Here is a 14,106-nt window from a genome sequence, read left to right as displayed (position 1 = left end):
TGCCGCCGACGCGACATTTCGCTAAAGTCGCCCCCCTTCTTCACGGCATGGGGAATATGTGAATGTTTATCGGTTTTGACTACGGCACCGCCAACTGTTCTGTCGCGATAATGCGTGACGGCGTGCCACAAATGCTGCCGCTTGAGCAGGGCTCGACGCTGCTACCGTCCATGATTGGCGCGCCGGTGCGCGAGGCGGTAAGCGAATGGCTGTATCGTCATCAGAATGTCGAGGCGAGCGGCGCGGAAACGCAGGCGCTGCTGCGCCGCGCGGTGAGCTATAACCGCGAAGAGAGCATCGACGTCACGCCGGGCAGCGTACAGTTCGGCCTGAGCGCACTGCGCCAGTATATGGACGACCCGGAAGAGGTCTGGTTCGTGAAGTCGCCCAAGTCGTTTCTCGGCGCCAGTGGGCTGAAGCCGCAGCAGGTCGCGCTGTTTGAAGATCTGGTCTGCGCGATGATGGTCCACATTCGCCAGGCGGCGCAGCAACAGGCAAACGCGGAGATAGACCAGGCGGTCATTGGCCGTCCGATCAACTTCCAGGGACTCGGCGGCGATGACGCCAACCGTCAGGCGCAGGGGATCCTCGAGCGCGCGGCGCACCGCGCCGGTTTTCGCGACGTGGTGTTTCAGTATGAGCCGGTCGCAGCCGGTCTGGATTTTGAAGCCACATTGAGCGAAGAGCAGCGCGTACTGGTGGTGGATATCGGCGGCGGCACTACCGACTGTTCGCTGCTGCTGATGGGCCCGCAGTGGCGCGCGCGCCGCGACCGCGATCAAAGCCTTCTTGGCCACAGCGGCTGCCGCGTGGGTGGTAACGATCTGGATATCGCGCTGGCGTTTAAACAGCTGATGCCGCTGCTCGGCATGGGCGGCGAAACCGAAAAAGGCACCGCGCTGCCGGTGCTGCCGTGGTGGAACGCCTGCGCGATTAACGACGTGCCGGCGCAGAGCGATTTTTACAGCGCCGCCTGCGGACGCCTGCTGGCGGATTTAGCCCGCGACGCCCGCGAGCCGCAAAAAGTGGCGCTGCTGCAAAAAGTGTGGCGGCAACGCCTGAGCTACCGTCTGGTGCGCGCGGCGGAAGAGAGCAAAATCGTGCTCTCGCAGGCCCCGCTCTGCCAGACCGCGCTGCCGTTTATTGAGCCACAACTGAGCCAGGAAATTACTCAGCAGGCGCTCGCGCTGGCGCTCAACCCGCCGCTACAGCGTATTCTTGAGCAGGTGACGCTGGCGCTTGAGGCAAGCAACGCGCGCCCCGATGTCATTTACCTCACCGGCGGCAGCGCGCGTTCACCGCTCATCCGCGAGGCGCTGCAAACGCAACTGCCGGGCATTCCGGTGCAGGGCGGCGACGATTTCGGCTCCGTCACCGCCGGTCTTGCGCGCTGGGCGCAGGTGGTGTTTCAGTAACCGGCGCAGTCAGACCGGGATCACTTTGCTGCCTTCGGGCAGCTCTATCAGCAAAGAGAGCTTGCCGCCCAGCGCTTCGACATAGCGCTTGAGCGTCAGCAGTTTGATCTCCTTGCCGCGCTGCTCAATGGCGGCGATAGCGGGCTGCGTCACGCCCATTATCTCCGCCAGCTGCTGCTGCGAAAACGCCCGCGCTTCGCGAATGCGCGGCAGGCCGTGTTCCAGCGCGATTTCGTCAGCCATGCGCAGGATTTCAGCCTGCCGTTCCGGGGAAAAGCCCGCCATTACGTCATCAATAGTTTTCATTTCGTCTCTCCATTGCTTGCACATGCAGGAAGAATTCTTCTTCAGCCTGCCTGATTAGGGCGTCATAAAAATGTTTCTGGCTGCGCTTATTGCCTGCACAGAGCACAACGGCCTGACGTTCAGCGTCAAACGCAAAAAAGACGCGCCAGGGTTCGCCGCCATACTGCACACGCAGCTCTTTCAGGTTGGGATAACGCGAACCTTTGACCGTATCGACCAGCGGGCGTCCGACAAGCGGGCCGGAATAACGCAAGTTCCATAAGAGCGCAGCGATACGATCCTGTAATCCTTCGGGCTGCTGTTGATACCAGTCGTTAAAACGATCGGTAAAAATCACCGTCCATGTCATACGCATCCCTCATAAACTATAGTTTATATCTGCCGATAAAACCATACTTTACGAGTGGATTTTTTTCTCTCCATCAACGAATTGCGCCTCTGCGAGAGGTCTCGTAAAACCTGCGTGATTAAGACAGTTCTAAACGGTGTTTCATATTTCCTCCATCTTTCTGCGGTCAGGGCTTACTAAACTTGTATCATTACGCCTAATCGTTTCAGGAAAAGAAGACGTACTGCTTATGAAAAGCACGGTTAAAAAGCGCGGGTGGGTTATCGCTGGCATCGTTGTCGTGGTGGTTGCCGCACTCCTCTACTGGCGTAACGCCGCAACGAATGCTCCTTCAGGTAAAGCGCCGCATGCAGGCGGGCGCGCCGCGATGCGCATGGGCGGTGCCCCTGCCCCGGTGCAGGCCGCCACGGCACGCAGCGAGGCGGTGCCGCGCTATCTCACAGGGCTTGGGACTATTACCGCCGCCAACACCGTCACGGTGCGCAGCCGGGTGGATGGTCAGCTAATGGCGATTCACTTTAAAGAAGGCCAGCAGGTAAAAGCGGGCGATCTGCTCGCGGAAATCGATCCGAGCCAGTTTAAAGTGGCGCTCGCGCAGGCGCAGGGGCAGCTTGCTAAAGATCGCGCGACGCTTGCCAACGCCCGTCGCGATCTGGCGCGCTATCAGCAGCTTGGTAAAACGAACCTGGTTTCACGCCAGGAGCTGGACGCCCAGCAGGCTCTGGTCAGCGAAACCGAAGGCACGCTGAAAGCCGATGAAGCCGCCGTCGCCAGCGCGCAGTTGCAGCTCGACTGGAGCCGCATCACCGCGCCGATTGACGGGCGCGTCGGCTTAAAACAGGTCGATATCGGCAACCAGATCTCCAGCGGCGACACCACCGGCATCGTGGTGCTGACCCAGACACACCCGATCGATCTGGTCTTTACCCTGCCGGAGAACGACATCGCCGCCGTGATGCAGGCGCAAAAGGCGGGGAAAACCCTGACGGTGGAAGCCTGGGATCGCACCAACAGCACGAAGCTCAGCACCGGCGAACTGCTAAGCCTTGATAATCAGATAGACGCCACCACCGGCACCATTAAGCTTAAGGCGCGCTTCGCCAATGAAGATGACGCGCTGTTCCCGAACCAGTTCGTTAACGCCCGCATGCTCATCGATACCCAGCAGAACGCGGTCGTTATCCCGACCGCCGCGTTGCAGATGGGCAACGAAGGCCACTTTGTCTGGGTGCTGAACGACGACAACAAAGTGAGTAAGCACACCGTCACGACCGGCATTCAGAACAGCGAAACCGTGGTGATCACCGCAGGCCTTTCCGCAGGCGATCGCGTGGTGACGGACGGCATCGACCGCCTGACCGAAGGCGCGAAGGTGGATGTCGTGGAAGCGCAAACGGCGACGGATAACGCGAAGCCTGAACGCGGCGAGCGCAGCCCGACCGACAGCGCCCGCGCGGGCAAAGGAGCGCGTTCCTGATGCAGGTGTTACCTCCGAGCGCCACCGGCGGCCCGTCCCGCCTGTTTATTCTGCGCCCCGTCGCCACCACGCTGCTAATGGTGGCTATCCTGCTTGCAGGCATCATCGGCTATCGCTTTTTGCCGGTATCCGCCCTGCCGGAAGTGGACTACCCGACAATTCAGGTGGTGACGCTCTACCCTGGCGCCAGCCCGGATGTCGTGACGTCTGCTATCACCGCGCCGCTTGAGCGCCAGTTCGGCCAGATGTCGGGCTTAAAGCAGATGGCCTCGCAAAGCGCGGGCGGCGCGTCGGTGGTGACGTTACAGTTCCAGCTCACGCTGCCGCTGGATGTCGCCGAGCAGGAGGTGCAGGCCGCCATTAACGCCGCCACTAACCTGCTGCCGGACGATCTCCCTAACCCGCCCGTCTACAGCAAAGTGAACCCGGCGGACCCGCCAATCATGACGCTTGCGGTCACCTCATCGGCGCTGCCGATGACCCAGGTGGAAGATATGGTGGAAACCCGCGTCGCGCAGCGTATCTCGCAGGTAACCGGCGTGGGGCTGGTGACGCTCTCCGGCGGCCAGCGTCCGGCGGTGCGGGTGAAACTGAATGCGCAGGCGCTGGCGTCGCTGGGCATAGACAGCGAAACCGTGCGTACCGCCATCACCAGCGCGAACGTCAACTCGGCGAAAGGCAGTTTCGACGGCCCGGAGCGCGCGGTGACGCTCTCCGCCAACGATCAGATGAAATCCGCCGACGAGTACCGCAACCTGATCATCGCCTATAAAAACGGCGCGCCGGTGCGCCTTGGCGACGTGGCGACGGTCGAACAAGGCGCGGAGAACGCCTGGCTTGGCGCGTGGGCTAATAAACAGCCCGCGATTGTGATGAACGTCCAGCGCCAGCCGGGTGCCAATATCATCACCACCGCCGAAACTATCCAGAAACTGCTGCCGCAGCTTACGGAAAGCCTGCCGAAATCGGTGCAGGTGAAAGTGCTGACCGACCGGACCACCAATATCAGCGCGTCGGTCAACGACACACAGTTTGAACTGATGCTGGCGATAGCGCTGGTGGTGATGATCATCTACCTGTTCCTGCGCAACATTCCGGCGACCATTATCCCGGCGGTGGCGGTGCCGCTGTCGCTGGTCGGCACCTTTGCGGTGATGGTGTTTCTCGATTTCTCCATCAACAACCTGACGCTGATGGCGCTGACTATCGCCACCGGGTTTGTGGTGGATGACGCCATTGTGGTGATTGAAAACATCTCGCGCTATATCGAAAAAGGCGAAAAGCCGCTGGCCGCCGCGCTCAAGGGCGCAGGCGAAATCGGCTTTACCATTATCTCGCTGACGTTCTCGCTGATAGCCGTGCTGATCCCGCTGCTGTTTATGGGCGACATCGTGGGCCGTCTGTTCCGCGAATTCGCAGTGACGCTGGCGGTGGCGATTTTAATCTCCGCTGTCGTCTCGCTGACGCTGACGCCGATGATGTGCGCGCGCATGTTAAGCCATGAATCGCTGCGCAAGCAGAACCGCTTCTCGCGCGCCTCGGAGCGCGTGATCAACCGGGTGATTGACCGCTATGGCCAGTTGCTTAAGCGCGTGCTGAACCACCCGTGGCTGACGCTCGGCGTCGCGCTTGGCACGCTGGCGCTGACGGTGCTGCTGTGGATTGTCATCCCGAAAGGCTTTTTCCCGGTGCAGGACAACGGCATTATCCAGGGCACGTTGCAGGCGCCGCAGTCGGTGTCGTTCGCCAGCATGGCCGAACGCCAGCGCGCGGTGGCGGATGTTATTTTGAAAGATCCGGCGGTAGAGAGCCTCACCTCGTTTGTCGGCGTCGATGGCACTAACCCGTCACTGAACAGCGCGCGGCTGCAAATCAACTTAAAGCCGCTCGATGACCGTGATGACCGCGTGCAGACGGTGATTGCGCGCCTCCAGGAGGCCGCCAGCCGCGTGCCGGGTGCCACACTCTACCTGCAACCGATTCAGGATCTCACCATCGACACCCAGGTGAGCCGCACGCAGTACCAGTTCACGCTCCAGGCCAATTCGCTGGAAGCGCTCAGCACCTGGGTGCCGAAGCTTATCGCCCGGCTGCAAACGCTGCCGCAGCTGGCGGATGTCAGCAGCGACTGGCAGGACAACGGTCTTGTGGCTTACGTGAATGTGGATCGCGCGAGCGCCAGCCGTCTTGGCATCAGCATGAGCGATGTCGATAACGCGCTCTATAACGCCTTTGGCCAGCGCCTTATCTCAACCATTTATACCCAGGCGAACCAGTACCGCGTGGTGCTGGAGCATAACACCACCGCCACGCCGGGCCTGTCGGCGCTTGACGGTATTCGTCTTGCCAGCAGCGATGGCGGCATGGTGCCGCTCAGCGCCATTGCGAAGGTCGAGCAGCGCTTCGGGCCGCTTACGATTAACCATCTCGATCAGTTCCCGTCGACGACTATCTCGTTTAACGTGCCGGACGGCTATTCGCTGGGCGACGCGGTAGACGCCATCACCCAGGCAGAGGCCGATCTGGCGTTCCCGACCGAGATAACGACCCAGTTCCAGGGCAGCACCCTCGCCTTCCAGGCGGCGCTTGGCAGCACGCTCTGGCTGATTCTGGCGTCGGTGGTGGCGATGTATATCGTGCTCGGCGTGCTGTATGAGAGCTTTATCCACCCGATTACCATTCTCTCGACGCTGCCCACCGCGGGCGTCGGCGCACTGCTGGCGCTGCTTATCGCCGGTGCCGAGCTGGACGTTATCGCCATCATAGGCATTATTCTGCTGATAGGCATCGTCAAGAAAAACGCCATCATGATGATCGACTTTGCGCTGGCCGCCGAGCGTGAACAGGGCATGACGCCGCGAGAGGCCATTTACCAGGCGTGTCTGCTGCGTTTCCGGCCTATCCTGATGACCACGCTCGCCGCGCTCCTCGGCGCGCTGCCGCTGATGCTCAGCACCGGCGTTGGCGCGGAGCTGCGCCGTCCGCTCGGCATCGGCATGGTCGGCGGCCTGCTGGTAAGCCAGGTGCTGACGCTCTTTACCACGCCGGTAATTTATCTGCTGTTCGACCGCCTCGGCCACGCCGTGCGCCGCCGTCTGCCCGCGCGTGAAGAGGAGGCGTAAGTGAAGTTTTACGCGCTCTTTATCTACCGCCCGGTAGCGACGATTTTGCTCTCCATCGCCGTGACGCTCTGCGGCGTGCTTGGCTTCCGGCTGCTGCCGGTGGCCCCGCTGCCGCAGGTCGATTTCCCGGTCATTATGGTCAGCGCGTCGCTGCCGGGCGCGTCGCCGGAGACGATGGCGTCGTCGGTCGCGACACCGCTTGAACGCTCGCTCGGGCGCATCGCGGGCGTCAACGAGATGACCTCCACCAGCTCGCTTGGCAGCACGCGCATTATTCTGGAGTTTAATTTCGATCGCGATATCAACGGCGCGGCGCGTGACGTGCAGGCAGCGATCAACGCCGCGCAAAGCCTGTTGCCGAGCGGAATGCCTTCGCGCCCGACGTACCGCAAAGCGAACCCGTCCGATGCGCCGATCATGATCCTCACGCTCACCTCGGACACCTTCTCCCAGGGCGAGCTTTATGACTACGCCTCGACGCAGCTCGCCCAGACCATCGCCCAGATTGACGGCGTGGGGGATGTCGATGTCGGCGGCAGCTCGCTGCCCGCGGTCAGGGTGGCGCTCAACCCGCAGGCACTCTTTAACCAGGGCGTCTCGCTGGATACGGTGCGCAGCGCCATCAGCAACGCCAACGTGCGCCGTCCGCAGGGCGCGATAGAAGACGCGCAGCGCCGCTGGCAGTTGCAGACCAACGATGAACTCAAAACCGCCGCGGAATATGAGCCGCTGATCGTTCACTATAACAACGGCGCGGCGGTGCATCTGCGTGATGTGGCGACGGTGACCGATTCGGTGCAGGATGTGCGCAACGCGGGCATGACTAACGCCAAACCGGCCATTTTGCTGATGATCCGCAAACTCCCGGAAGCCAATATCATCGAGACGGTGGACCGCATCCGCGCCGCGCTGCCGGAGCTGCGTGACACCATCCCCGCCGCCATCGATATGCAAATCGCACAGGATCGCTCGCCGACCATTCGCGCGTCGCTGGCGGAAGTGGAGCAGTCGCTGGCGATATCGGTCGGCCTGGTGATTCTGGTGGTGTTCCTGTTTCTGCGCTCCGGGCGCGCGACGCTGATCCCTGCCGTCGCGGTGCCGGTATCGCTAATCGGCACCTTCGCCGCCATGTATCTGTGCGGTTTCAGCCTCAATAACCTCTCGTTAATGGCGCTGACTATCGCTACTGGCTTTGTGGTGGATGACGCCATCGTGGTGCTGGAGAATATCTCGCGCCACCTTGAGGCGGGCGTCAAACCGCTCCAGGCGGCGCTTCAGGGCGTGCGCGAAGTGGGCTTTACGGTGCTCTCCATGAGCCTGTCGCTGGTGGCGGTCTTTCTGCCGCTGCTGCTGATGGGCGGGCTGCCAGGGCGGCTGTTCCGGGAGTTTGCCATCACGCTCTCGGTCGCCATCGGGATTTCGCTGGTGGTGTCGCTGACGCTCACGCCGATGATGTGCGGCTGGCTGTTAAAAGCCAAACCGCGTGAAGAGACCCGCAGTCGCGTCGGCATCAATCGCCTGTTGCTGGCGCTGCAGGGCGGATACGCCCGCTCGCTCAGCTGGGTGCTGAACCACGCCCGGCTGGTCGGGCTGGTGCTTCTGGCCACCATCGCGCTGAACGTCTGGCTCTATATTTCCATTCCGAAAACCTTTTTCCCGGAGCAGGACACCGGGAGGCTGATGGGCGGCATTCAGGCCGACCAGAGCATCTCGTTCCAGGCGATGCGCGGCAAACTGCAGGATTTCATGAAAATCATTCGTGAAGATCCGGCGGTGGATAACGTTACCGGCTTTACCGGCGGCTCGCGGGTGAACAGCGGCATGATGTTTATCTCGCTTAAACCGCTCGGCGAGCGTACCGAAAGCGCTCAGCAGGTGATTGACCGGCTGCGCAAAAAACTCGCGCGCGAGCCTGGGGCCAGCCTGTTTCTGATGGCGGTGCAGGATATCCGCGTCGGCGGACGGCAGTCGAACGCCAGCTACCAGTACACTTTACTGTCTGACGATCTGGCGGCGCTGCGCGAATGGGAGCCGAAAATCCGCCAGGCGCTCGCTAAACTGCCGCAGCTTGCCGACGTGAACTCCGATCAGCAGGACAACGGCGCGGAGATGAGCCTGGTGTATGACCGCGAATCGATGGCGCGGCTTGGCATCAGCGTGCAGGACGCCAATAGCCTGCTGAATAACGCCTTTGGCCAGCGCCAGATTTCGACCATCTACCAGCCGCTTAACCAGTACAAAGTGGTGATGGAGGTCGACCCGCGTTACACCCAGGATATCAGCGCGCTCGATCAGATGTTCGTGATGAACAGCGAAGGCAAGCCGATTCCGCTCTCGTGGTTCGCGAAATGGCTGCCCGCCAACGCGCCGCTGTCGGTTAACCATCAGGGGCTGTCAGCGGCGTCGACCATCGCGTTTAACCTGCCGACCGGCGTGTCGCTCTCGCAGGCCAGCGACGCCATCACTCGTACGATGACCTCGCTTGGCGTGCCGTCGTCGGTGCGCGGCAGCTTCGCCGGTACGGCGCAGGTTTTCCAGGAGACGATGAACTCGCAGGTGATCTTAATTCTCGCGGCCATCGCCACGGTCTATATCGTGCTGGGGATGTTGTATGAGAGTTATGTGCATCCGCTGACCATTCTCTCCACGCTGCCGTCGGCGGGCGTCGGCGCGCTGCTGGCGCTGGAGGCGTTCGATGCCCCGTTTAGCCTCATCGCGCTTATCGGTATTATGCTATTGATTGGTATCGTGAAGAAGAACGCGATAATGATGGTGGACTTCGCGCTGGAGGCCCAGCGCAACGGCCAGCTCAGCGCCCGCGACGCCATTTTCCAGGCCTGCCTGCTGCGTTTTCGCCCGATCATGATGACGACGCTGGCGGCACTGTTCGGCGCGCTGCCGCTGATGATCGCAAGCGGCGACGGCGCGGAGCTGCGCCAGCCGCTCGGCATTACGATCGTCGGCGGGCTGGTCATGAGCCAGTTGCTGACGCTCTATACCACGCCGGTGGTCTATCTCTTCTTCGACCGACTGCGCCTGCGTTTTACGCGCCGGGCGAAACCTGAGGACACCCTGACCGCGAGCGAATAATTTATGACCGACCTGCCCCAGAACGTACGCTGGCAATTGTGGATCGTCGCCTTCGGCTTTTTTATGCAGGCGCTGGATACCACTATCGTCAATACCGCCCTCCCCTCAATGGCTGCAAGCCTCGGGGAGAGCCCGCTGCGGATGCACATGGTCATCGTCTCATATGTGCTGACGGTGGCGGTGATGCTGCCCGCGAGCGGCTGGCTGGCGGACCGCGTCGGGGTGCGCAACATCTTCTTCACCGCGATTGTGCTATTCACGCTCGGCTCGCTGTTTTGCGCGCAGTCTTCGACGCTCAATGAGCTGGTGGCGGCGCGCGTGTTGCAGGGCATCGGCGGCGCGATGATGGTGCCGGTCGGCAGGCTGACGGTGATGAAAATCGTCCCGCGCGATCAGTATATGGCGGCGATGACGTTTGTGACGCTCCCCGGCCAGGTAGGGCCGCTGCTTGGCCCGGCGCTCGGTGGGCTGCTGGTAGAATACGCCTCCTGGCACTGGATCTTTTTAATCAACCTGCCCGTAGGCATTGCCGGTGCCGCCGCGACGCTCTGGCTGATGCCGAACTACACCATGCAGACGCGACGCTTCGATTTCTCCGGTTTTCTGCTGCTCGCCTTCGGCATGGCGGCGCTGACGATTGCGCTTGACGGCTATCGCAGCACTGGTCTCTCCCCTGCCGGGCTTGGCGCGCTGGTGGCGGGAGGCAGCGCGGCCACGCTGTTCTACCTCTTGCATGCGCGCGGCAACGAGCGGGCGCTGTTCAGCCTGCGGCTTTTCCATACCCGTACCTTTTCACTGGGGCTGTTTGGCAGCTTATGCGGGCGCATCGGCAGCGGGATGCTGCCGTTTATGACGCCGGTCTTTTTACAGATTGGCCTCGGCTTCTCCCCGTTCCACGCCGGGCTGATGATGATGCCGATGGTGCTTGGCAGCATGGGGATCAAACGCATTGTGGTACAGGTGGTGAACCGCTTTGGCTACCGCCGTGTGCTGGTGGCCTCCACGCTTGCGCTCGCGCTCGTGACCCTGCTGTTTATGGGCGTGGCGCTGGTGGGCTGGTACTGGCTGCTGCCGGTAGTCATGCTTTTTCAGGGGATGGTGAACTCGGTGCGTTTCTCGACGATGAACACGCTGACGCTGCGCGATCTGCCCGATGAGATGGCGAGCAGCGGCAACAGCCTGCTGTCGATGGTGATGCAGCTCTCTATGAGCCTTGGGGTGAGCATCGCGGGCCTGCTGCTCGGTGCGTTTGGGCATAACCAGCTCGCCGCCGACAGCAGCGACGCCCACGGCATCTTTTTCTGGACCTATTTATGCATGGCGCTAATTATCGCCCTGCCGGCGCTGGTGTTCGCCCGCGTCCCTGACGACATCAGTAAAAACGCCGTCATCGCGCGGCGCAAAAGGAGTGCTTCATGAGGTTCTGGCGGCCCGGCATTACGGGCAAGCTGTTTCTGGCCATTTTCGCCACCTGTATTCTGCTGTTGATTACGATGCACTGGGCGGTGCGCTTTAGCTTCGAGCGCGGTTTCATCGACTACATCAAACACGGCAACGAACAACGTCTGGCGCTGTTAAGCGACGCGTTAAGCGAGCAGTACCAGCAACACGGCGACTGGGGATTCCTGCGCCATAACGATCGCATGATATTCCAGATTTTACGCTCCTTTGACCGGGAGAACGCCCACGACGGCCCGCCGCCGCCGGACAGAGGGCCGCCGCCCCACATGCCGCCCCACGGCTGGCGCACGCAGTTCTGGGTGGTGGACGCCGAACAGAATGTGCTGGTCGGCCCCCATTCACCGGTGCCGCAGGATGGCGCGCGCCGCGCGATTGTCGTTGACGGCAAACGTGTCGGCTGGGTGATCGCCTCGCCGGTGGAGCGGCTGACGCGCAGCACCGATATCAACTTTGATAAACAGCAGCGGCGCACCAGCTGGCTTATCGTCGCGCTCTCGACGCTACTGGCGGCAGCGGCCACGTTGCTGCTCGCGCGCGGGCTACTGGCCCCGGTGAAACGGCTGGTGGAAGGCACCCATCGTCTGGCGGCGGGCGATTTCACCACCCGCGTCGTCGCCACCGGGCAGGATGAGCTGGGCCGACTGGCGCAGGATTTCAACCAGCTCGCCAGCACGCTTGAGAAAAACCAGCAGATGCGCCAGGCATTTATGGCGGATATCTCCCATGAGCTGCGCACGCCGCTGGCGGTGCTGCGCGGCGAGCTGGAGGCGATTCAGGACGGCGTGCGCCAGTTTACGCCGGAATCGGTCGCCTCGTTGCAGGCGGAAGTGGGCACGCTCACCAAACTGGTGGATGACCTGCACCAGCTGTCGCTCTCTGACGAAGGCGCGCTCGCCTACCAGAAAAAACCGCTGGAGATTGTGACGTTGATTGAAGTGGCTGCGGGCGCGTTTCGCGAGCGCTTTGCCGCGCGCGGGCTGACGCTGAATCTGTCGATGCCGGAAAACGTGACGCTTTTTGGCGACCGCGATCGGCTGATGCAGCTGTTTAATAATCTGCTGGAAAACAGCCTGCGCTACACCGACGCGGGTGGCGGGCTGCTGATTCAGGGCGAGCGTCAGGCGCAGCGTTTCGTGCTGCGGTTTAGCGACAGCGCGCCGGGCGTAAGCGATGAACAGCTCGCGAAATTGTTTGAGCGCTTCTACCGCGCGGAAGGCTCGCGCAACCGCGCCAGCGGCGGCTCGGGCCTCGGCCTTGCCATCTGCGCCAATATCGTGGCGGCGCATGGCGGGACGATTACTGCCGATCATTCACCCTCAGGCGGTGTTAGCATTACCGTATCCTTACCGCTTGATGCCGTACTTCCGGGAGACGTATGACAGAGTTACCGATTAACGACAAAACCCCGCGCATTCTGGTTGTCGAGGATGAGCCAAAACTCGGCGCGCTGCTGGTGGATTACCTGCGGGCAGCCAGCTACGCACCCACGCTGATTAACCATGGCGATCAGGTGTTACCCTATGTGCGCCAGACGCCGCCGGATTTAATCCTGTTGGATCTGATGTTGCCGGGCACCGACGGCCTGACGCTGTGCCGTGAAATTCGCCGCTTCTCGGAAGTGCCGATTGTGATGGTGACTGCCAGAATCGAAGAGATAGACCGCCTGCTGGGGCTTGAGATCGGTGCCGATGATTATATCTGCAAGCCGTTTAGCCCGCGCGAGGTGGTGGCGCGCGTGAAAACCATTTTGCGCCGCTGCAAGCCGCAGCGCGATCTGCAGGCGCAGGATGCCCAAAGCCCGCTGGTTATCGACGAAGGACGTTTCCAGGCGAGCTGGCGGCAGAAACCGCTCGATCTGACGCCAGCCGAGTTCCGGCTGCTGAAGACGCTCTCGGGCGAGCCGGGCAAGGTGTTTTCACGTGAGCAGTTGCTGAATCATCTTTATGACGATTACCGCGTGGTGACTGACCGCACGATCGACAGCCATATCAAAAACCTGCGCCGCAAGCTGGAAGCGCTGGACGACGAACAGCCGTTTATCCGCGCCGTGTATGGCGTGGGCTACCGCTGGGAAGCCGACGCCGGCCGGGTGGTGTAGAGATAACCGCTGGCGGGTGCGGGTTGCATGGCGGGTGCGCTGCACGTAACCGGTTTTTCGTAGGGTGGGTAAGCGAAGCGTACCCGCCGTCAGCGCCGCTGCCCGATGAAAGCATTACCTGTTCAACACGGGTGAACCGTGGAACCCGGGAATATGCACGCCCGGCTATCTGTTCCGTTCGCCACAACGTGGATTCTCTCTGTCACGTTTATTTACGCGAATGTGTTAAGGGGGCTCGCCGCCGCCCCCTTAATAATCCCGGCTCGCGGCCAAAGGGCAGCCGCAAGGGAAAACACACAGCATCGGCGGTGGAATTGGGTTTTATGGTTTCGTAGGGCGGGTAAGCGAAGCGCACCCGCCGTCAGCGCCGCTGCCAGATGAAAGCATTACCTGTTCAACACGGGTGAACCGTGGAACCCGGGAATATGCACGCCCGGCTATCTGTTCCGTTCGCCACAACGTGGATTCTCTCTGTCACGTTTATTTACGCGAACGTGTTAAGGGGGCTCGCCGCCGCCCCCTTAACAATCCCGGCTCGCGGCCAAAGGGCAGCCGCAAGGGAAAACACACGGCATCGGCGGTGGAATTGGGTTTTATGGTTTCGTAGGGCGGGTAAGCGAAGCGCACCGGCCGTTAACGCCGCTGCCCGATGAAAGCATTACCTGTTCAATACGGGTGAACCGTGGAACCCAGGAATATGCGCGACCGGTGAACGGCTCCGTTCGCCACAACGCAGATTCTCTCTGTCACGTTTACTCACGCGAACGTGTTAAGGGGCTCGCCGCCGC

9 protein-coding genes are annotated in these 14,106 nt (G+C 61.6%); 7 read left to right on the top strand and 2 right to left on the bottom strand.

Features of this window, described 5'->3' with window-relative positions; all coding sequences use genetic code 11:
* The first annotated feature begins 62 nt into the window (after window positions 1-62).
* Window positions 63-1,415 carry a molecular chaperone gene (yegD, locus tag AFK66_RS06325; protein ID WP_023898428.1) on the top strand — a complete coding sequence of 451 codons (1,353 nt, stop codon included), beginning with the start codon at window positions 63-65 and terminating at the stop codon, window positions 1,413-1,415.
* A gap of 9 nt (window positions 1,416-1,424) precedes the next feature.
* On the opposite strand, the gene AFK66_RS06320 is transcribed toward yegD, so the two are convergent.
* Together AFK66_RS06320 and AFK66_RS06315 are read right to left on the bottom strand one after the other, a co-directional pair.
* Window positions 1,425-1,721 carry a helix-turn-helix domain-containing protein gene (locus AFK66_RS06320; protein ID WP_007776376.1) on the bottom strand — a complete coding sequence of 99 codons (297 nt, stop codon included), beginning with the start codon at window positions 1,719-1,721 and terminating at the stop codon, window positions 1,425-1,427.
* Window positions 1,708-2,070 (bottom strand): type II toxin-antitoxin system RelE/ParE family toxin, encoded by a 363-nt coding sequence (locus AFK66_RS06315; RefSeq protein WP_007776379.1) that lies wholly within the window; start codon window positions 2,068-2,070, stop codon window positions 1,708-1,710. Before AFK66_RS06315 ends, AFK66_RS06320 begins: the two co-directional genes overlap by 14 nt.
* Window positions 2,071-2,299: 229 nt before the next feature.
* On the opposite strand from AFK66_RS06315, the gene AFK66_RS06310 reads away from it, so the two are divergent.
* From AFK66_RS06310 to baeR, 6 genes are read left to right on the top strand one after another with little or no spacing between them, the layout of a single operon-like run.
* The gene (locus AFK66_RS06310) at window positions 2,300-3,547 is read left to right on the top strand and encodes an MdtA/MuxA family multidrug efflux RND transporter periplasmic adaptor subunit (protein WP_023898425.1); all 1,248 of its coding nucleotides are present in this window, start codon (window positions 2,300-2,302) and stop codon (window positions 3,545-3,547) included.
* Complete coding sequence (locus AFK66_RS06305) at window positions 3,547-6,669, top strand: MdtB/MuxB family multidrug efflux RND transporter permease subunit (protein WP_023898424.1); 3,123 nt, start codon at window positions 3,547-3,549, stop codon at window positions 6,667-6,669. The genes AFK66_RS06310 and AFK66_RS06305 overlap by 1 nt, the downstream gene beginning before the upstream one ends.
* Window positions 6,670-9,759, top strand: a complete 3,090-nt coding sequence (gene mdtC / locus AFK66_RS06300; protein ID WP_032983386.1) for a multidrug efflux RND transporter permease subunit MdtC — start codon at window positions 6,670-6,672, stop codon at window positions 9,757-9,759.
* 3 nt (window positions 9,760-9,762) lie between these two features.
* Complete coding sequence (gene mdtD / locus AFK66_RS06295; protein ID WP_007776413.1) at window positions 9,763-11,178, top strand: MFS transporter; 1,416 nt, start codon at window positions 9,763-9,765, stop codon at window positions 11,176-11,178.
* Complete coding sequence (gene baeS, locus AFK66_RS06290; protein ID WP_023898423.1) at window positions 11,175-12,599, top strand: envelope stress sensor histidine kinase BaeS; 1,425 nt, start codon at window positions 11,175-11,177, stop codon at window positions 12,597-12,599. Before mdtD ends, baeS begins: the two co-directional genes overlap by 4 nt.
* A complete protein-coding gene (baeR, locus tag AFK66_RS06285; RefSeq protein WP_007776419.1) occupies window positions 12,596-13,318 on the top strand; it encodes an envelope stress response regulator BaeR in 723 nt (240 codons plus the stop codon). The genes baeS and baeR overlap by 4 nt, the downstream gene beginning before the upstream one ends.
* The last annotated feature ends 788 nt before the right edge of the window (window positions 13,319-14,106 follow it).

Origin of the sequence: Cronobacter malonaticus LMG 23826 (assembly GCF_001277215.2) — a bacterium.
Classification (GTDB): Bacteria; Pseudomonadota; Gammaproteobacteria; order Enterobacterales; family Enterobacteriaceae; genus Cronobacter; species Cronobacter malonaticus.
Note: the sequence above shows the minus strand (reverse complement) of the source record. Positions and strands in the feature narration are given on the sequence as shown.

Bases quoted from the DNA above. Each gene is read 5' to 3' on its own strand.
- baeR (WP_007776419.1), top strand. From the start codon at position 12,596: ATGACAGAGTTACCGATTAACGACAAAACCCCGCGCATTCTGGTTGTC.
- AFK66_RS06315 (WP_007776379.1), bottom strand. From the start codon at position 2,070: ATGACATGGACGGTGATTTTTACCGATCGTTTTAACGACTGGTATCAA.
- AFK66_RS06320 (WP_007776376.1), bottom strand. From the start codon at position 1,721: ATGAAAACTATTGATGACGTAATGGCGGGCTTTTCCCCGGAACGGCAG.
- yegD (WP_023898428.1), top strand. From the start codon at position 63: ATGTTTATCGGTTTTGACTACGGCACCGCCAACTGTTCTGTCGCGATA.
- AFK66_RS06310 (WP_023898425.1), top strand. From the start codon at position 2,300: ATGAAAAGCACGGTTAAAAAGCGCGGGTGGGTTATCGCTGGCATCGTT.
- AFK66_RS06305 (WP_023898424.1), top strand. From the start codon at position 3,547: ATGCAGGTGTTACCTCCGAGCGCCACCGGCGGCCCGTCCCGCCTGTTT.
- baeS (WP_023898423.1), top strand. From the start codon at position 11,175: ATGAGGTTCTGGCGGCCCGGCATTACGGGCAAGCTGTTTCTGGCCATT.
- mdtD (WP_007776413.1), top strand. From the start codon at position 9,763: ATGACCGACCTGCCCCAGAACGTACGCTGGCAATTGTGGATCGTCGCC.